This is a genomic window from Sphingopyxis indica (genome assembly GCF_032879645.1).
Taxonomy (GTDB): Bacteria; Pseudomonadota; Alphaproteobacteria; order Sphingomonadales; family Sphingomonadaceae; genus Sphingopyxis; species Sphingopyxis indica.
On record NZ_CP076394.1, the window covers coordinates 2,682,982 to 2,701,430 of the forward strand.

At 66.4% G+C, this 18,449-nt stretch carries 21 protein-coding genes; 8 read left to right on the plus strand and 13 right to left on the minus strand.

What is annotated here, in order from left to right; genetic code table 11:
* Positions 1–23 precede the first annotated feature (23 nt).
* Both KNJ79_RS12705 and KNJ79_RS12710 read right to left on the minus strand, forming a co-directional pair.
* Positions 24–659: a DUF1109 domain-containing protein gene (locus KNJ79_RS12705; protein WP_317151335.1), complete on the minus strand. Its 636-nt coding sequence runs from the start codon at positions 657–659 to the stop codon at positions 24–26.
* 1 nt (position 660) lies between these two features.
* A complete protein-coding gene (locus KNJ79_RS12710) occupies positions 661–1,182 on the minus strand; it encodes a sigma-70 family RNA polymerase sigma factor (RefSeq protein ID WP_089216382.1) in 522 nt (173 codons plus the stop codon).
* A 160-nt stretch (positions 1,183–1,342) separates the two neighbouring features.
* Between KNJ79_RS12710 and KNJ79_RS12715 the strand changes: the two genes are divergently transcribed.
* The 5 genes from KNJ79_RS12715 to KNJ79_RS12735 all read left to right on the plus strand — a co-directional run bounded on the left by KNJ79_RS12715 (position 1,343) and on the right by KNJ79_RS12735 (position 6,254).
* Positions 1,343–1,819: a GreA/GreB family elongation factor gene (locus KNJ79_RS12715; protein WP_317151336.1), complete on the plus strand. Its 477-nt coding sequence runs from the start codon at positions 1,343–1,345 to the stop codon at positions 1,817–1,819.
* Positions 1,816–1,995, plus strand: coding sequence for a hypothetical protein (locus KNJ79_RS12720; RefSeq protein ID WP_089216381.1), 180 nt, complete (start codon positions 1,816–1,818; stop codon positions 1,993–1,995). Before KNJ79_RS12715 ends, KNJ79_RS12720 begins: the two co-directional genes overlap by 4 nt.
* A gap of 7 nt (positions 1,996–2,002) precedes the next feature.
* Positions 2,003–3,181: a BaiN/RdsA family NAD(P)/FAD-dependent oxidoreductase gene (locus KNJ79_RS12725; RefSeq protein WP_317151337.1), complete on the plus strand. Its 1,179-nt coding sequence runs from the start codon at positions 2,003–2,005 to the stop codon at positions 3,179–3,181.
* Positions 3,182–3,325: 144 nt separating this feature from the next.
* Positions 3,326–5,095, plus strand: a complete 1,770-nt coding sequence (locus KNJ79_RS12730; protein ID WP_317151338.1) for a DEAD/DEAH box helicase — start codon at positions 3,326–3,328, stop codon at positions 5,093–5,095.
* A 181-nt stretch (positions 5,096–5,276) separates the two neighbouring features.
* Entirely contained in the window at positions 5,277–6,254 is a 978-nt protein-coding gene (locus KNJ79_RS12735) for a quinone oxidoreductase family protein (RefSeq protein ID WP_317151339.1), read from the plus strand.
* A gap of 133 nt (positions 6,255–6,387) precedes the next feature.
* Here KNJ79_RS12735 and fghA read toward each other — a convergent pair whose 3' ends face one another.
* From fghA to KNJ79_RS12765, 6 genes are read right to left on the minus strand one after another with little or no spacing between them, the layout of a single operon-like run.
* A complete protein-coding gene (gene fghA / locus KNJ79_RS12740; RefSeq protein WP_317151340.1) occupies positions 6,388–7,236 on the minus strand; it encodes an S-formylglutathione hydrolase in 849 nt (282 codons plus the stop codon).
* On the minus strand, positions 7,233–7,739 hold the full coding sequence (locus KNJ79_RS12745; RefSeq protein WP_394357124.1) for a prolyl-tRNA synthetase associated domain-containing protein: 507 nt from the start codon (positions 7,737–7,739) through the stop codon (positions 7,233–7,235). The genes fghA and KNJ79_RS12745 overlap by 4 nt, the downstream gene beginning before the upstream one ends.
* 13 nt (positions 7,740–7,752) lie before the next feature.
* Complete coding sequence (locus KNJ79_RS12750; protein ID WP_089216376.1) at positions 7,753–8,133, minus strand: VOC family protein; 381 nt, start codon at positions 8,131–8,133, stop codon at positions 7,753–7,755.
* A 54-nt stretch (positions 8,134–8,187) separates the two neighbouring features.
* Complete coding sequence (gene purU / locus KNJ79_RS12755; RefSeq protein WP_317151341.1) at positions 8,188–9,060, minus strand: formyltetrahydrofolate deformylase; 873 nt, start codon at positions 9,058–9,060, stop codon at positions 8,188–8,190.
* A 1-nt stretch (position 9,061) separates the two neighbouring features.
* Positions 9,062–9,448 (minus strand): VOC family protein, encoded by a 387-nt coding sequence (locus KNJ79_RS12760; protein WP_317151342.1) that lies wholly within the window; start codon positions 9,446–9,448, stop codon positions 9,062–9,064.
* 18 nt (positions 9,449–9,466) lie between these two features.
* Entirely contained in the window at positions 9,467–10,579 is a 1,113-nt protein-coding gene (locus KNJ79_RS12765) for an S-(hydroxymethyl)glutathione dehydrogenase/class III alcohol dehydrogenase (RefSeq protein ID WP_317151343.1), read from the minus strand.
* 402 nt (positions 10,580–10,981) lie between these two features.
* On the opposite strand from KNJ79_RS12765, the gene KNJ79_RS12770 reads away from it, so the two are divergent.
* A complete protein-coding gene (locus KNJ79_RS12770) occupies positions 10,982–11,167 on the plus strand; it encodes a type 2 periplasmic-binding domain-containing protein (protein WP_317151344.1) in 186 nt (61 codons plus the stop codon).
* Here the strand turns inward: KNJ79_RS12770 and KNJ79_RS12775 are convergent.
* On the minus strand, positions 11,164–11,655 hold the full coding sequence (locus tag KNJ79_RS12775) for a hypothetical protein (protein WP_317151345.1): 492 nt from the start codon (positions 11,653–11,655) through the stop codon (positions 11,164–11,166). The two genes, KNJ79_RS12770 and KNJ79_RS12775, sit on opposite strands and share 4 nt — an antisense overlap.
* A gap of 152 nt (positions 11,656–11,807) precedes the next feature.
* Between KNJ79_RS12775 and KNJ79_RS12780 the strand changes: the two genes are divergently transcribed.
* Positions 11,808–12,803: an IS30 family transposase gene (locus KNJ79_RS12780; protein WP_317151346.1), complete on the plus strand. Its 996-nt coding sequence runs from the start codon at positions 11,808–11,810 to the stop codon at positions 12,801–12,803.
* Positions 12,804–12,823: 20 nt separating this feature from the next.
* Here KNJ79_RS12780 and KNJ79_RS12785 read toward each other — a convergent pair whose 3' ends face one another.
* The 3 genes from KNJ79_RS12785 to KNJ79_RS12795 all read right to left on the minus strand — a co-directional run bounded on the left by KNJ79_RS12785 (position 12,824) and on the right by KNJ79_RS12795 (position 16,621).
* Positions 12,824–14,203, minus strand: a complete 1,380-nt coding sequence (locus KNJ79_RS12785; RefSeq protein WP_317151347.1) for an L-serine ammonia-lyase — start codon at positions 14,201–14,203, stop codon at positions 12,824–12,826.
* Positions 14,204–14,379: 176 nt separating this feature from the next.
* Positions 14,380–14,994, minus strand: coding sequence for a superoxide dismutase (locus tag KNJ79_RS12790; RefSeq protein WP_089216370.1), 615 nt, complete (start codon positions 14,992–14,994; stop codon positions 14,380–14,382).
* A gap of 151 nt (positions 14,995–15,145) precedes the next feature.
* A complete protein-coding gene (locus tag KNJ79_RS12795) occupies positions 15,146–16,621 on the minus strand; it encodes a GAF domain-containing protein (protein ID WP_317151348.1) in 1,476 nt (491 codons plus the stop codon).
* A gap of 270 nt (positions 16,622–16,891) precedes the next feature.
* Here KNJ79_RS12795 and KNJ79_RS12800 point away from each other — a divergent pair, with 270 nt between their 5' ends.
* Positions 16,892–17,683 carry a response regulator gene (locus KNJ79_RS12800; RefSeq protein WP_317151349.1) on the plus strand — a complete coding sequence of 264 codons (792 nt, stop codon included), beginning with the start codon at positions 16,892–16,894 and terminating at the stop codon, positions 17,681–17,683.
* An 8-nt stretch (positions 17,684–17,691) separates the two neighbouring features.
* Here the strand turns inward: KNJ79_RS12800 and KNJ79_RS12805 are convergent, their stop codons facing one another.
* Complete coding sequence (locus KNJ79_RS12805; protein ID WP_089216367.1) at positions 17,692–18,309, minus strand: sigma-70 family RNA polymerase sigma factor; 618 nt, start codon at positions 18,307–18,309, stop codon at positions 17,692–17,694.
* Between the last annotated feature and the right edge of the window lie 140 nt (positions 18,310–18,449).

Here is an 18,449-nt window from a genome sequence, read left to right on the forward strand (position 1 = left end):
AATCTGTCCAGCGCGAAGCGGTCCTACCAGCGCAGCCATCGCGGCAGCACGAGGCGGCCGGCCAGCGTCGCGATCAGCACCGCGCCGCCGTGCCACAATGCGATATGGACGATATTGTCGACCGGGCAATGCAGCGCCGTGACGGTCGCGCCCGACGCGCCCGCGGCGAGCCCGATGACCCAGCCGGCACGGGCCGGCGAGGTCGGTGCCCCCGCGCGCAGCCACGCAAAGAGTGCGCCGCCGACGCCGAGCCCGGCGAGCAAGCCGACGAACAGGCAGCGCCCGTCGTCATGCATCGCCTGCGCCGCCGCACGGCCATCGCCCATCGCGACGAACAGCGCCGCGACCGGCAACGCGAGCGCCGCGAGCCCCGCCCAGCGCCAGCCGCTATAGTCGCGCCCGACGCCGGGCAGTCCCATGCGCAGCGCGCTGCCGATCGCCGCGACCGCGACCGCGGCGATGAGCCAGAAGCACAGCATCGACATTTCGGGCATCGCGGCGACATCGTGGCGCATCCCGAAGGCCCGGAGGAGCAGCACCGCGGCCGCGAGCCAACCCGCGCCGACGAGCAGCCAGCCGCGCGCGATCCGGCGCGGGCGCACCGGGCCCAGGTCGTCGGCCAGCCCCTCGATCAGCTCGTCGATCGACGCATTCTTCATCTCATTCGCTTTCCACCAGCCCCGCGAGCTTCCTGAGCCCGCGATGGATATTCACCTTGACGAGCGATTCGCTCTGCCCCGTGATCCGCGACGCCTCGGCGATCGAGGCACCCTCGATCTTGACCAGTGTGATCGCCTGCGCCTGCCCCGCCGGCAGCAGGCCGAGCAGCCGTTCGAGGCTGAGCCGCGCGTTGACCGCCTCGTCCCCGGCCGCGACCGCGGCGTCGCCTTCGCCGAGTTCGGCTTCGTCCTTCTGCCGCCGCAGCATGTCGATCCAGCGATAGCGCGCGATCGCCGCGAGCCACGGCAGGAAGGCGCGGCCGCTGTCCCATGTCGCGCGCTTGCGGTGCAGCGAGACGAGCGTTTCCTGCACCAGATCGTCGACCGCGTGCGGCGCGATGCGGCGCGCGAAATAGCGCGTCAGCCAGCGGCGGCAATCGGCGAGCAGCGCGCGATAGGCGGCGCGGTCGCCGCGCTGCGCCGCCGCCATCAGCCGCGCCAGCGAAGGCTCGTCGATGCTCATCGGACGCGCACCCTAGCGGGGGCGGCGGCGGAGCGCGAGAGGCAGGATGAGGGTGGCATCGTCCGTCATTCGGCGCCGCGGCGGCAAAGGTTACGCGCGCCATCTTGTCGCCACCTTCGGCTGGCACAAGGCGGCTCCCCTCCCCGAAAGCGAGAGAATAGTGAGCGTAGCGTTCCGCCGCGAAAGCGATGACGAGCATATGGAGCCGGTCTTCGAATGGCCGATCCCGCCGGGTGCGAATCTGGTCACGCCGCGCGGCCTCCGCCTGCTTGGCGAAGACCTTGCCGCGCTCGAAGCCGCGATCGCCGCCGAAGCCGATGTCGAGGCGCGCAAGAAATTACAGCGCCGCCAGCGCTATGTCGCGACGCGCCACGCGACCGCAGAGGTGCAGGCCGCGCCGGAAAACGGCGTCGTCGGGGTCGGCAGCGCGGTGCGCTATGCGCTGAACGGCGCCGAGCGCGCGGCGACGATCGTCGGACACGACGAGGCCGATCCCGCCGCCGGACTGATCGCCTTCACCGCGCCGCTCGGCCGCGCGCTGATGCGCGCCGAGGCAGGCGATATGGTGGCATTTCAGGGCCGCGAGGATGCGATCGAAATTCTCGCCGCTGTGGCCGATGCGAAGGTGCAGGCATGAAGGACCGGTTCGAACGCCACAAGCAGCCTTGGACGCCCGCCGAGGTGCAGAAGCTGCACATGCTCGCGAAAAAGGGCATGGCGCTCAAAGCGATCGCCAAGGCGCTGACCCGCAGCGAGGAATCGGTGAAGGTGCGCGCCAAGCAGGACGGCCTGTCGATCGCGAAGCTGCACTGACGATACGATGACGACGAACGACTACGACGCCATCGTGCTGGGTGCCGGCGCGGCCGGGTTGATGTGCGCGGCCGTCGCCGGGCAGCGCGGGCGGCGCGTGCTGCTGCTCGACCATGCCGAGCAGGTGGGCAAGAAGATATTGATCTCGGGCGGCGGGCGCTGCAACTTCACGAACATCCACACCGTTCCCGAGCGCTATCTGTCGGCGAACCCGCATTTCGCCAAATCGGCGCTCGCGCGCTACACGCCGGCCGATTTCATCGCGCTCGTCGACGCCTATGGCATCGCGTGGCACGAAAAGACGCTGGGGCAGCTGTTCTGCGACCGATCGGCGAAGGCGGTCGTCGCGATGCTGCTCGACGAAGCGGCGAAGGGCGGGGTCGACGTGCGCTGCGGCGCGCCGGTGCGCGGCGTCGAACATGGCGATGGCCTGTTCCGCGTGACCTTTGGCGATCGCGCCTTCGCCGCGCCCAATCTGGTGATCGCAACCGGCGGGCCGTCGATCCCCAAGATGGGCGCGAGCGGCTTCGCCTATGACCTCGCGCGGCAATTCGGGCTGAAAGTCGTCGAGCCGCGCCCCGCGCTGGTGCCGCTGACGCTCGGCGGTGAGGATGTGCTCTTTCGTGAGCTGTCAGGGGTCGCGACGCCGGTCGAGGCGCGCGCGGGCAAGGCGGCGTTTCGCGAGGCGGCGCTGTTCACCCACCGCGGGCTTTCCGGCCCCGCGATCCTGCAGGCGAGCAGCTATTGGCGCCACGGCGAGCCGGTGACGATCGACTTCCTGCCCGATGCCGCGCCCGGCTGGCTGGTCGAAGCGAAGCGGTCGCGGCCGCGCGCGACACTTGCCGCCGCGCTCGGCGGCGTCCTGCCCGACCGGCTCGCGCAGACGCTCGCCGAGCGCCTGGCGCTGCCCGGCGAACTCGGCGCGCAGGCGGACCGCAAGCTCGCCGGCGCCGAGACGCGGCTGAAGCGCTGGACCTTTCATCCGAACGGCACCGAAGGCTTTGCCAAGGCGGAGGTCACCGCGGGCGGCATTTCGACCGCCGGCCTGTCATCGCAAACAATGATGGCCAAAAGCGTCGCAGGCCTCTATGCGGTCGGCGAAGCCGTGGACGTCACCGGGTGGCTGGGCGGCTATAATTTTCAATGGGCCTGGGCCAGCGGATATGCGGCGGGACGGGCGCTTTAGGAAAATGGGTTAACCGATCGTCATGCCGGACTTGATCCGGCATCCATGCGCCAATGCTCTCCCTTTGGATTATGGACCCCGGATCAAGTCCGGGTGACGAACAGAAATTGGCGGGCATAATCCGCCACGGAAAAGAAGAACAAAATGACTTTCGACCATCTTTCACCCGTCCTTTCGGACGCCCTCACCGCGCGCGGCTATGAAGCGCTTACCCCCGTGCAGGCGCAGGTCACCGAGGCCGAGGCGCACGGTCGCGACCTGCTCGTGTCGGCGCAGACCGGGTCGGGCAAGACCGTCGCCTTCGGTCTCGCGATGGCGGACGAACTGCTCGCGGACGGGCGCCTGCCCTTTGCGAGCGCTCCGCTGGCGCTGATCGTCGCGCCGACGCGCGAGCTGGCCTTGCAGGTCAGCCGCGAACTCGGCTGGCTCTATGCGCAAGCCGGCGCGCGCATCGCGACCTGCGTCGGCGGCATGGACGCCAGCCGCGAGCGACGCGCGCTCAATCAGGGCGTGCATATCGTCGTCGGAACGCCCGGACGTCTGCGCGACCATCTGGAGCGCGGCGCGCTCGACCTTGCGGCGCTGCGCGTCGCGGTGCTCGACGAGGCCGACGAGATGCTCGACATGGGCTTTCGCGAGGACCTCGAAGAAATCCTCGACGCGACCCCCGCAACGCGCCGCACCCTGTTGTTTTCGGCAACGATTCCCAAGCCGATCGCCCAGCTCGCCAAACGCTATCAGAAGGACGCGCTGCGCATTTCGACCGTCGGCGACACGCGCGGGCATGGCGACATCGCCTATCAGCTCGTCACCGTCGCACCCGCCGATATCGAAGGCGCGGTGATCAACCTGCTTCGCCTGCACGAAGCCGATACCGCGATGCTGTTCTGTGCGACGCGCGATAATGTCCGCCGCCTGCACGCGCGGCTGGTCAACCGCGGCTTCGCGGCGGTCGCGCTGTCGGGCGAGCATAGCCAGAACGAGCGCAACCATGCGTTGCAGGCGCTGCGCGATCGCCGCGCCCGCGTGTGCGTGGCAACCGACGTCGCGGCGCGCGGGATCGACCTGCCGAGTCTGAGCCTCGTCGTCCATGTCGAAATTCCGCGCGATGCCGAAACGCTCCAGCACCGCTCGGGCCGCACCGGGCGCGCGGGGAAAAAAGGGACGGCGGTGCTGATCGTCCCCTATCCGCGCCGTCGCCGCGTCGATGCGATGCTGCGCGGCGCGAAGATCGAAGCGCAATGGATGCCGGCGCCGACCGCCGCCGATGTGCGCGCGCGCGATCAGGAGCGGCTGATCGAAGCGCTGCTCGCGCCCGTCGAGCATGAGGCCGACGACCTCGAACTCGCGCAGCGGCTGCTCGCCGAGCGCTCGCCCGAGGACATCGCCGCGAGCCTCGTCCGCGCGCACCGCGCGACCATGCCGCCCCCCGAGGAACTGATCGACAATGGCCCGCCGGCACGCGGCGAACGCGGCGAGCGTCCCGACCGGACCCCGCGCCGCGAAGGCTTCGACGACAGCGTCTGGTTCCGGCTCGACGTGGGGCGGCGCCAGAATGCCGATCCGCGCTGGATCCTGCCTTTGCTCTGCCGCCGCGGCCATGTGACGAAAAACGAGATCGGGGCGATCCGCATCGGGCCGAACGAGACGCTGTTCAACATCCCGCTCGCCATCGCCGACCGCTTCGCCGAGGCGGTCGAGCGCACCGCGGGCCGCGACGGCGGCGAAGACGACAGCGGCGTCACCATCACCCCCGCGCCCGAGGGCAGCAGCTATCCGCCGCGGCGCGACAAGCGGCCGTTCAAGGGCGGCCCGCGCGGCGACGGCCCGCGCAAACCCCATGGACAGGGCAAGCCCGGCGGCGGTTTCAAGCCGAAGCCCTATGCCAAGGGAAAGAAGAGCCGGCAGGGGTAAAGGGAATAGCATTGGCTTGAACCGTCATTGCGAGCGGAGCGAAGCAATCCAGGGCGGTTCAAGCTGGCTTCTGGATTGCCGCGTCGCCTTCGGCTCCTCGCAATGACATCCCATACAGGCCGCAATCGCCCTTGCACCGCCCCGCCCCACGCTCCAGATTGGCGGCGGCAGGAGACGGCAGATGCAGGCGATCCAGGCATATATCGAAAAGCAGGGCGGTCCCGAGGTCATCGAATGGCGCGAGGTTGCGCTCGGCACCCCCGGCCCCGGGCAGGTGCTCGTCCGCCAGACCGCGGTGGGGCTCAACTATATCGACACCTATCACCGCGACGGCACCTATCCCGTCGAGCTGCCGGGCGGGCTCGGGATGGAGGCCGCGGGCGAGGTCCTGTCGGTCGGCGAAGGCGTCCATGCACTCGAGCCCGGCGACCGCGTCGCGACCTTCGGCCCCGAGCGCAGCGCCTATGCGAGCGCGCGCTTCGTCAAGGCGTCCTCGCTGTTCAAGCTCCCCGCCGACATCGAGGACGAGACCGCCGCCGCGGCGCTGCTCAAGGGATGCACCGTCGAGGCGCTCGTCGAGCGCTGTGCGAAGGTCGAGGCGGGCTGGCCGGTGCTCGTCCATGCCGCCGCGGGCGGGGTCGGGCTGATCCTCGTCCAGTGGCTGAAGGCGGTCGGCGCGACGGTGATCGGCACCGTCAGCACCGAAGCCAAGGAACATGCCGCGCGCGAAGCCGGCGCCGACCATGTCATCCGCTACAAGGAGGAGGATGTCGCTGCGCATGTCCGCGAAATCACCGACGGCCAGGGCGTGCCGGTGACCTTCGACGGCATCGGCATGGCGACGTGGGAGGTTTCGCTGAAGGCCACCGCAAGGCGCGGGCTGATCGTCAGCTATGGCAACGCCGGCGGCCCGGTAAGCGGCGTCAACCTGGGCATACTCGCGCAGCACGGATCGCAGTTCGTCACGCGCCCGACATTGTTCGACTATTATCTCGACCCCGGCGAGCGCGCGGCGGGCGCGGCGCGGGTGTTCGAAATGATCGGCAGCGGCGCGGTCGAGGTGACGATCGGCCAGCGCTATCCGCTGCGCGAGGCGGCGCGGGCGCACGAAGATCTGGAGGCGGGGCGGACGACGGGATCGACGTTGCTGGTGCCGTAAGGCTCCAAGCCCCTCCTCTTCAGAGGAGGGGACGGGGGTGGTGAAGCTCGGTCGGGCTCGATGCCCGAACGAGCTTGTTCCAAGCTCGCCACCACCCCAAACCCCTCCTCTGAAGAGGAGGGGCTTTTTCTGGTCAAGCCTTCAACCGCTCGGCGTGCCAGCCGACATGCTCGGCCATGAAGGTCGAGATGAAATAATAGCTGTGGTCATATCCGGGCTGCATCCGGATCGTCGCTTTCTGCCCGGCCTTTTCGCAAGCCTCGGCCAGCAGATGCGTCTTGAGCTGTTCTTCGAGGAAGTTATCGGCCTCGCCTTGATCGACGAGCAGGTCGGGCAACCGTGCGCCGCCTTCGATCAGCGCGCAGGCGTCGTACACCGCCCACGCCTCGCGATCCTCGCCGAGATAGTTCGACAGCGCCTTTTCGCCCCACGGGCAGTGCATCGGCGCGACGATCGGCGCAAAGGCCGAGACCGAGCGGAAGCGGTCGGGGGTGCGCAGCGCGACGGTGAGCGCACCATGGCCGCCCATCGAATGGCCGCTGATCCCCTGCCGCGTCATGTCGGCCGCGGGAAAGTCGCGCAGGATCAGCGACGGCAGCTCGTCCTCGATATAGGAGCGCATACGGTAGTTCGCCGCCCATGGCTCCGCGGTCGCATCGACGTAGAAGCCCGCGCCGAGCCCGAAATCCCACGCGCCGTCGGGATCGTCGGGAACGCCCTCGCCGCGCGGGCTGGTGTCGGGTGCGACGAAGATGACGCCATGCTGCGCACAGGCGGCGCGATATTCGCCCTTTTCCATGACATTGGCGTGGGTGCAGGTCAGCCCCGACAGATACCAGAGCACGGGCAGCTTCGCGCCCGCGTCATGGTCGGGGACGAAGACCGCGAAGCTCATGTCGGTGCCGGTCGTCGCGCTCTTGTGCCGATAGACGCCCTGGGTGCCGCCGTGGCTGCGGTTGGTCGAAAGGGTTTCGAGGGTCATGCGCTGTCCTGCATCGGAATGGGGGCGGTCCTGGGATCATGGCCCCAATGGCGCAGCAGGTCCAGTATCGCGGCGCCGGGCAGGCCGAGTGTGCCGGTATTGCGCAGCGGATGGACGTTGACGCGCGGCGCCGCGGCGAGCGCGGCGTCGAGCACCACCGTGATGCTTCCCGGCGCGGCGTTGATCGCGGCGAGCGGCGTCACCGACCCCGGCGCGATGCCGAGCAGCCGCTGCATGTCGTCGGCCCTGCCGAAGCTCACGCGCTTGCAGCCGATCGCGGCGGGCAGCGCCTTCAGGTCGACGCGGCTTTCGCCCGGCACGGTGACGAGCCAGAAGGCGCCGCCCGCGTCCTTGAGGAACAGATTCTTGGTATGCGCGCCGGGGATCGCGGCGTTCACCGCGTCGCTCTCGGCAACGGTGAACACCGCGACATGCTCGTGCGCGGCGAAGGGGATGGCGAGCGCATCGAGGTCCGCCAGCAATCCGTCTTCGCCGCGCATCATCCCGCTGGCGCGCTCAGACGACGCGGTGCAGCGCGCAAAGCTTGTTGCCCGACGGATCGCGCAGATAGGCGAGATAGAGCTGGCCGAAACCGCCTTCGCGAATACCCGGCGGATCTTCGATCGCGGTGCCGCCATTCTCGACGCCCGCCTTGTGCCATGCGTCGGCCTGCTCGGGGCCGTCCATCGCAAAGCCGATCGTGCAGCCGTTGCCGACCGTCGCCGGCTGGCCGTCGATCGGCGCGGTGACGAGGAACAGCCCGCCATTGTGCATGTAGATCAGGCGTCCCTTGTCGTCGACGATCCCCGGCTTGCCGCCGATCGCCTGAAAGGTCGCGTCATAGAATTTCTTCGATGCGTCGAGGTCGTTCGACCCGACCATATTGTGACTGTACATCGCCTCTGCCTCCTCCTGATTCGTTGCAATTCGGGACTTATATTGTTCGATAGCCTAGCGAAAGACCACCGTCTTGCGTCCGTCGATCAGCACCCGCTGTTCGGCGACCCAGCGCACCGCGCGCGCGAGCACCTGTGCCTCGATGTCGCGCCCGGTGCGGATCAGATCCTCGACCGAGTCGCGATGATCGACGCGCTCGACCGCCTGTTCGATGATCGGCCCTTCGTCGAGATCGCTGGTGACGAAATGCGCGGTCGCGCCGATCAGCTTGACCCCGCGCTCGTGCGCGCGGTGATAGGGCCGCGCGCCCTTGAAACCCGGCAGAAAGCTGTGGTGGATATTGATGCAGCGGCCCGCAAGACTCGCCGACAGCTCCTCCGACAATATCTGCATATAGCGCGCGAGCACCAGATAGTCGGCCGCTCCATCGGCCATCACCTTCAGGATCGCGGCTTCCTGGCTCTCGCGATTGTCCTTGTCGACGGGCAGATAGTGGAACGGCAGCCCGTGCCATTCGGTCAGGCGGCGCAGATGCTGATGGTTCGACACGACGCCGACGATGTCGATCGCAAGGTTGCCGGTCGACCAGCGATGGAGCAGGTCGTTGAGGCAGTGGCTGCCCTGCGACACCGCGATGACGAAGCGCGGCTTGGCGCCCGCGTCGCTGATCCGTGCGTCCATATGGAAGCGCGCGACGATCGGGGCAAAGGCGGCGCGCACCGCGTCCAGCCCTTCGGGGAAGCGCGGCCCCGCACCGCGAAACGCGACGCGCATGAAGAAGCGCCCCGAATCGAGGTCGGCATATTGCTGGCTATCGAGGATGAAGCCGTCGCGCTGTGCGAGCAGCCCCGTCACCGCCGCGACGATACCCACGGCATCGACGCAGCTGAAGGTCAGCACATAGGCGGGCCCGCGATCTTCGGCCATGTCAGCCCGAAATCTTGTGGAAGCCGCAGAGCTTGTTGCCATCGGGATCGCGCAGATAGGCGAGATAGACGACCCGCCCCTCGGTCGCGTTGCGGACGCCCGGCGGGTCTTCGGCGGTGGTGCCGCCGTTCGCGACCCCCGCGGCGTGCCACGCATCGACCGCCGCGGGCGTCGATGCCAGAAAGCCGAGCGTGTGGCCGTTTCCACACGCGGCGGCATTGCCATCGACCGGCCGCGTGATCACCAGCCGGCCGCCGGCGTGCATATAGATAAGCCGCCCGCGCTCGTCGATCACGCCTTCGGGCGCGCCGAGCACGCCGAGGATCGCGTCGTAAAAGCGCTTGCTCGCGGCGATGTCGTTCGACCCCAGGGTCACATGGCTGAACATGGCGTGTCCCTCTCCGCGTCAGTAAACGACGACGCTGCGGATGCTCTCGCCCGCGTGCATCAGGTCGAAGCCCTTGTTGATGTCTTCCAGCCCCATGACGTGGGTGATCATCGGGTCGATCTCGATCTTGCCCTGCATATACATGTCGACGATCTTGGGCACGTCGGTGCGGCCCTTGGCGCCGCCGAACGCGGTGCCGCGCCAGTTGCGCCCGGTGACGAGCTGGAACGGGCGCGTCGCAATCTCCTTGCCCGCCTCGGCGACGCCGATGATGATCGAGGTGCCCCAGCCGCGGTGGCAGGCCTCGAGCGCCGTCCGCATCACTTCGGTATTGCCCGTCGCGTCGAAGGTGTAATCGGCGCCGCCGTCGGTCATTCGGACGATCGCCGCGACGACATCCTCGCGGCTCATGCCTTTCGAGTTCAAAAATTCGGTCATGCCGAACTTGCGGCCCCATTCTTCGCGGGTCGGATTGATGTCGACGCCGATGATCTTGTTCGCCCCGGCAAGCCGCGCGCCCTGAATCACGTTGAGCCCGATGCCGCCAAGCCCGAAGACGACGACATTGTCGCCGACCTGCACCTTCGCGGTGTTGATGACCGCGCCCACGCCGGTGGTCACGCCGCAGCCGATGTAGCAGCTCGACTGGAACGGCGCGTCCTCGCGGATTTTCGCTACCGCGATCTCGGGCAGCACGGTGAAGTTCGAGAAGGTCGAACAGCCCATATAGTGAAAGATCGGCTGGCCCTTGTAGCTGAAACGCGTCGTGCCGTCGGGCATCAGTCCCTTGCCCTGCGTCGCGCGGATCGCGGTGCAGAGGTTGGTCTTGCCCGAAAGGCAGCTTTTGCACTGGCGACATTCGGGGGTGTAGAGCGGAATCACATGATCGCCGGGGACGACGCTGGTGACGCCCGCGCCGACCTCACGCACGACGCCCGCGCCCTCATGCCCCAGCACGCTCGGGAAGATGCCCTCGCTGTCGAACCCGCCCAGCGTATAGGCGTCGGTGTGGCAGATGCCGGTCGCCATGATCTCGACGAGCACCTCGCCCGCCTTCGGGCCTTCGAGATCGAGTTCGACGATTTCGAGCGGCTTCTTCGCTTCGAACGCAACGGCGGCGCGGGTCTTCATGGGCGGTCTCCTTCTCGGGCGCTCCAATCAGGCAAATGGGGTCGCAATGCAAGATGCGAGGGTCGCATTCCCAGCCTTCGTCATGCTGAACGCGTTTCAGCATCCATGGCCCGGCGCTATCCAACTAGGGCGGCGCCAGTTTGAGTTTCGCACAAAGACACAAAGCCACAAAGAAGAGGGCTTGGACCCGACAAGCCCATTATTCCCGTCAACGGTGTGGCGGGCCGTGCCGTCGCAAAGGAAAGCCGCTTCGCGGTCCGCACGACATCTTCGTGGCTTTGTGCCTTTGTGCGAAACAAAGAAGCGCGGCGTTGAAGGACAGGTCAGGCCATGGACCCTGAAACAAGTTCAGGGTGACGAGGATGAAGGAAGCACGGCGTCTGCCAGCTTCCCGATTTCTATGTGATGCCGCATCTGCAAAGCGGCGCGTTCGCCTCGCTCCTCGATCCGCTGCGCCCGCAGGAGGAACCGGTCTATCCGCAGCGCCGCCACCTGCTACCGAAGGTGCGGCTGCTCATCGACAAACTGCGCGAAGAATTGCCGGCGTTGCGGCGGAGTGGGGAGGATAGGCTACCGACGATAAGCTAACGTACAGGCGGCGGCGTAGGCACAAAAATAGGGTTCGGGTTTTTACCTCGACACAGTTCAAAGTTTCCCGCTTCCTGTTTTTGGAACCGGGTCGGCCAGCCTCCAATGCAATCCGTTGGCGTAGTATCGATGCCGTCGGTGATCGCGATCGACATTGAATTGATCCTTGCTTCGCCGATAAGACAATTCAAATTTGCTTTCGGCATTCCATCTATCTTGACGAATGATGACCCTGCATAGTCCAATTGCGACGTATCCGTAACAAAGGCCTCAATCTTGCAGTTCCTGATGATCTTCGTGCTCAGAGGGCCGTCTTCCGGCTTATGGTTGGGCCCAAGAATATAGTCATAGTTGTCGTCGATAATGCGGAGATATTGATTAGGCTCGTCATCAGACATCCAAGATGCCATAGCCATTGATGAAATCGCAAATATTGCGCCGATCAACGTACCAACAAGAAACGTTCGGCGGCTCGACGTCTTTATCATGAAATAGGAGCTTACCGAGGATTCCCCTGCTGGCAAGCTTTCGATTTCATACCATCGTCATCCCGGACTTAATCCGGGATCCACAGCAGCGCCGAAGTCATGGACCCCCCTGAGTTCACAAACGAAGTGCAACACCTCAAGCAGGTGGTGCCATGTCGAGATACCGTCATTTATCGCTTGAGGAGCGCTGTTCGATTGCCCGTCTTCATGAAGACGGGCAATCGATCCGGCAGATCGCTGCAGCTCTGGATCGCCAGCCGTCGACCATCGCGCGCGAGTTGAGGCGCAACGCGGGCACCAAGGTCGGTTACCAGCCCGCCTACGCGCAGGCGCAGGCTGAAGCCCGGCGCTGGACCGGCGCCCGGCTGGACCGCGATGATGCCTTGCGTGGGGAGGTGCTCGACCGGCTCGCGTCGGGCTGGTCGCCCGAACAGGTGGCGGGCCGCCTCGCCCGCGAAGCGGGCCATAAGGTCATCAGCCACGAGAGCATCTACCGCTTCGTCTATGCCCAGCTCAAACGCACCAACGACCGGCGCTGGCGCTTCTACCTCCCGCGCGCCAAATACAAGCGGGGATGGCGTACCAAGGGCGGCTGGCCGCGCCACACCGATCGTCCCTCGATCCACAACCGCCCCGACAGCATTGCCGCCCGCAAGCAGGCAGGCCATTGGGAGGCCGATGCCATGCTCTTCTCCGCCCCCGGACAGGCGATCCTCCTCGCACATGAACGCCACTCGCGGCTCACCATCGCCGTGCCCCAAAACAGCCTCAAGGCCGATCCCGTCGCCGACGCCATCGTCCAGTTGCTCCAGCCAATGCCCGCGTCGCTGCGACGGTCGATCACCTTCGACAATGGCACCGAATTTACCCGCCATCACCGCATCGAAAGGCAACTCGCTATCCAGGCCTTCTTCTGCGATCCGCACGCCCCATGGCAGAAAGGCGGCATCGAAAACGCCATCGGTCGCCTCCGTCGATACCTCCCCCGAAAAACCAGCCTCGACGACTTGCCCCCCAACGCCTTCGACGCCATCATCGCAATCTACAATAATACTCCCAGAAAATGCCTCGGCTTCCAAACCCCAGCCGAAGTCTTCATACCGTTGCACTTCAAATGTGAATCCACACCCGGATCAAGTCCGGGGTGACGATAAAGGGAGCGTAGCCCTCAACACTCCACCACGCTGACCGCCAACCCGCCCTTCGACGTTTCCTTATACTTATCGCGCATGTCGCGGCCCGTTTGCAGCATCGTCGCGATCACCGTGTCGAGGCTGACGACATGCGTGCCGTCGCCGATCATCGCGATGCGGCTCGCGTCGATCGCCTTGATCGCGCCCATCGCGTTGCGTTCGATGCACGGGATCTGGACGAGGCCGCCGATCGGATCGCAGGTGAGGCCGAGGTTGTGTTCCATGCCGATTTCGGCGGCATTCTCGACCTGCGCGTTGGTGCCGCCGAGCGCGGCGGTCAGCCCCGCCGCCGCCATCGAGCAGGCAACGCCGACCTCACCCTGGCAGCCGACTTCGGCGCCCGAGATGCTGGCGTTACGCTTATACAGGGCGCCGATCGCGGCGGCGGTGAGCAGGAAGGTGCGCACGCCCTTCGCATCGCCGCGGCAGCCGCGCTTGTAATAGCGGATCACCGCGGGAATGATCCCGGCGGCGCCGTTGGTCGGCGCGGTGACGACGCGGCCGCCGGCGGCATTCTCCTCGTTGACCGCCATCGCCCACAGGTTGATCCAGTCCATCATCGCGAGCGGTTCGGACAGGTTCGCCTCGTGCCGTTCGCGAATGTCGGCGGCAATCTGCGGCGCGCGGCGGCGGACCTTGAGCCCGCCGGGCAGGGTGCCGGTGCTGCAACAGCCCGAATCGATCGAGGCATCCATCGCCGCCGCGATCGCGTCGATCCCCGCCTCGACCTCGGCGAGGCTGCGGTGCGCGAGCTCGTTGTCGAGCATCATCTCGCCAAAGCTCTTGCCCGACGCCGCGCCCATTTCGATCAGGTCGGCGCCCGAGGTGAAGGGATAGGGCAGCTCCACCTCATCCTCGCCGCCGCGGCTGTTGCGTCCCGCTTCCTCCTCGTCGACGACGAAGCCGCCGCCGATCGAGAAATACATGCGCTTCGCCAGAATCTCGCCCGCGTCGTCGCGCGCGGTGAAAGACAGCGCATTGGTGTGGAAGGGCTGGCGCTGGCGCGTCAGGAAATGGAGGTCGCGCTTGGGCTGGAAACGCACGCGGCGGCGCCCGAGCAGATAGAGCGCGCCCTCGGCTTCGGCGCGCGCCCAATGCGCCTCGATCGCCGTCAGGCTGGTTTCGGCGGGGATTTCACCCGCGAGCCCCGCGACGAGCGCGGTGTCGGATGCGTGCCCCTTTCCGGTCAGCGCGAGCGAACCATAAAGGTCGGCCTCGACATGCGCGGTGCGGTCGAGCAGCCGGTGCTCGTCGAGCCAGAGGCCGAAACGCCGCCCCGCGACCATCGGGCCGACGGTGTGCGAGCTCGAAGGGCCGACGCCGATTTTGAAGAGTTCGAAGAGGCTGATCGTCATGCCGGCGGCGTATAGGCGAAGGCGCGCCGGGGCGATAGGACATTACAGAGTATCGCGAACCCGAAAAACATGTGCTCCCGCGAAGGCGGGAGCCCATCTTCCGCCGGCGCTATTTTTAACCGGCAGGAGACGGATCCCCGCCTTCGCGGGGATACACGCTTTCTGATAGCGGAAGATCAGCCCGGATAGGTCCAGCTGCCGTCGCGCGCGAGGTTTTCGGCGGCGAAGTCCCAGTTGAGCAGCTCGTCGACCACCGCATTGACATAGTCGGGGCGGACGTTCTTGCGGTCGATATAATAGGCATGTTCCCACACATCGACGACGAGCAGCGGCTTGACGCCCTTCGTCGCTTCAGTGCCGGCGTCGTGGGTGTCGGTGACCGACAGCTTGCCGTCCTGCGCGACGAGCCACGCCCAGCCCGACGCGAAATGGTTGATCGCGGTGTCCTTGAGCTTCTTTTTCAGATCGTCGAGCGAGCCGAAGTCGCGGTCGATCGCCGCGGCGAGATCGCCCGAAGGCGCGGTCTTCTTGGGCGCCATGCTGTTCCAGTAGAAGGCATGGTTCCACGACTGCGCGCTGTTGTTGAACAGGCCCTTGTTGCCCGCGCTTTCGGCGTGGCGGATGATGTCCTCGAGGCTCTTGCCGGCAAGATCGGTGCCCTCGATCGCGGCATTCACCTTGTCGACATAGGTCTTGTGATGCTTGCCATGATGCGTCTGCAGCGTTTCGGCCGAAATATGCGGCGCCAGCGCGTCGTCGGCGTAGGGCAGCGGCGGAAAGGCGATGGTCATGGCAGTCTCCATTTTCTGTATGAACTATGGGGTCACTAACTCGGTATCGCGCTTAGCGGTTGCAAGGCCGTGAAAGCAAATATTCCTGCAACCAAGCCCCTCCTTCCGAAGGGGGAATTTATTCTTTGCATACGCGCGCCGGCGCCCACCCCTATGCTTCGCGCCACCGTGCGGGCAACGCGATATCGACGACCAGGCCCGTCGGTTCCCAATGGCGCTCGATCGTCCCGCCCAGGTTGTTGCGCACGCTGCGCTCCATCAGCAAGGTGCCGAAGCTGGTTCGGTCGGGCGCCACGACCATGCCCGTGCCGCCGCTCTCGCGCCAGCTCAGCCGGAACTTGCGATCCTCGGCGTCGCCCTCGTCCTGCGTCCACGTCACGTCGACGCGCCCGCTGTCGTTCGACAGCGCACCGTGCTTGACCGCGTTGGTCGCGAGTTCGTTGAACAGCAGCGCCATCGCGACGAGCGCATTTTCGGGCAGCACCAGATCGGGCCCGGCCCAGCGCACGCGCGGAAAGCCGGCCTCGACCTCGCGCATCAGCGCGTGCATCGACCCGGTCATGAAATTGGCGCCGAGGAGGACATTCTGCGCCCGGTTGAGCGCATCGAGGCGGCTGTTGATGCGCTCGACATAATCCTCGACATCGCGCGCCGAATGGCGGGTCAGCGAGATGATCGCGCTGACCGTCGCGAACAGGTTGCGCATCCGGTGGTGCAGCTCGCGCATCAACAGATTGGCGGTTTCCTGCCGGCTCTTCTGTTCGGTGATGTCGACGCAGATCCCCGTCAGCATCGCGTCGTTCGCGCGCACGTCCCAATCGCCCCGCGCGCTGATCCAGCGCACGCCCCGCTCGGGATGGTTGATGCGATATTCGGTCGCATAGGGGTCGCCGCTGTCGATCGATTCGTCGAGTATGCGGCGCACCGCCTCGCGATCGTCGGGATGGACGCGCGCGAAAAAACCCGCGCCGGTCGACAGCGCGGTTTCGAAATCGGCGCCCCACAGTTCGGCGGTCGCGCCGCGCCAGCGCAAATCGTCGGTCCGCGGGTCGAACTGCCACGACGCGATGCACGAAAAGTCGAGCGCGCGCTCGAGCATTTGCCGCGCCTCGTCGCGCTCGACCGCGGCGCGGCGCAGTTCGGCCTCGCCCATGATGATGGCGGCGAAATCCTCTAGCCGCGCAAGCTCGCGCGGCCCGAAGGCTGCGCGCGGTTTCGTGTCGATGATGCACAGCGAGCCGAGAATGAGGCCGTTGTGCGCGCGCAGCGGCACGCCGGCATAGAAGCGGACATAGGGATCGCCGGTCACCAGCACATTGCCCCGAAACCGCGCGTCTTCGGCGGCGTCGGCGACGACGAGCGGCTGGTCGCCGGCGATCATCTGCTGACAGAAGCTGATGTCGCGCGGCTTTTCGGGCGCGTCGAGCCCGTACGCCGATTTGAACCACAGCCGGCGGTCGTCGACGAACGAAATCAGCGCGATCGGCACCTCGAACAGATCGGCCACCAGCTTGGTGACCCGATCGAAGGCCGGTTCGGGCCTGGTGTCGAGAATATGATAGTCGCGAAGCGTCGTCAGCCGCCGCCGCTCGTTGAAGTCCGCATCCCTGTCCCCGCCATCTGCCACATTCCGCCCCTCGCCCCTCGATGCCGCGGCATCGCGATTTTTCCCGGGCCGCTGTGCCATGAAATTGGTCCCTACAAAAGCCTGGCAGCCCGACAGGCGCGCGACTGGTGCCGTTTGACCCATGTCCGCCTTCGGCCCCCGGTGCGTCCCGTACCGTCTTTTACGCACCGCCCCGCAACAAGTTGCAGCCCCCGATTTTCATTATTGTCTCAAAAAAGGAACCCGGGGCAGCGAAGCCGCGTATGATGATTTTAAGAGGGAGGAACCCGCATGAGCCTGGGCGATGAAATCCGCGGCCACCTGCCGTTTCTGCGCCGCTATGCGCGCGCGCTGACGGGAAGCCAGCAGCATGGCGACAATTTCGTCCACACGCTGCTCGAGGTGGTCGTCGCGGCGCCGGAGGAATTTTCATCGAACCGGGGCACCCGCATCGGCCTCTACCGCGCCTTTCACCGCATCTGGGAAAGCGCCTTCATCGACGAAGGCGGCGGCGACGATGAAGAGGATGCGCTCGTCCGCGCCGCGAACCGCCGGCTCGCGCGCATCACGCCGCTCGGACGGCAAATTCTGCTGCTGACCGCGCTCGAAGGCTTTTCGATCGAGGAAGCGGCGCTGATCACCGGCACCGACGATGCGACGGTCGCGACGCTGCTCGACGAGGCGGTCGCCGACCTCGACCGCGAATCGCGCACCTCGGCCCTGATCATCGAGGACGAGCCGCTGATCGCGCTCGAACTCGAACAGATCGTCGAGGCGCTGGGGCACAGCGTCGCGGGCATCGCCGCGACGCACGCCGATGCGGTCGCGGCGTTCGAAAAGACCGAAGCGGGCCTCGTGCTCGCCGACATTCAGCTCGCCGACGGATCGTCGGGGATCGACGCGGTGCAGGAAATATTGGGCGTGGCGCCCGTTCCGGTGATCTTCATCACCGCCTTCCCCGAACGGCTGCTCACCGGCAACCGCGTCGAGCCGACCTTCCTGATTTCGAAACCGTTCCGCGAAAATACGGTGCGCGCGGCGATCAGCCAGAGCCTGCTGTTCACGCCCGAACTCGCGGCCTAGCGCGCCTATCAGTCGCCGCCGGGGCCGTTCGCGGTCAGGTCGTCGACGCGGTCCATGATCGCGCGAAAGGTTTCGCTTGCGGGCAGTTCGTCGTCGCTGCGCAGCGGCATGTCGCCGCCCTCCAAAATCTCGTGCAGCGCCGCGCGCGCGCGCGACACGCGGCTTTTCATCGTGCCCACCGCGCAGCCACAGATCGCCGCGCCCTCTTCATAGCTGAGCCCGCCCGCGCCGATCAGCACCAGCGCCTCGCGCTGATCGACGGGCAGCAGCATCAACCCGCGCTGCACATCGGCGAGGTGCAGGCTGTCGTCCTGATCGTCGGGGGCGACGAGCAGCCGTTCGGCGGCGAGCTCGTCATAGTCGGCGGTGAATTTCTTGCGCCGCATCTGCGACAGGAAACAGTTGCGCAGGATGACGAAGGCCCAGCTTTTCATGCTCGACGGCCCCGGCACATATTGCGCGCGCGCCTTCCACGCCTTCAGCATCGTTTCCTGAACCAGATCGTCGGCGAGATCGGCATTGCCGGTGAGGCTGCGCCCGAACGCGCGCAAATGCGGCAGCATCGCGGCAAGTTCGCGCTTGAAGCTCGCATCGTCGAGCTGCTGGGGGCCTGTGTCGCTCGTCATACCCTGCGTCGATCCGGACGCTGGAGCGGCGTCGGGGAAAAACTGTTCATCTTCATATCGCTTAGCGGCTGGTCGCGGCCAAAGCAAAGCAGAAGTGGGGCGGACGGCGGTGAGAGAAGGGCTCGCGCCGCCCGCCCTCC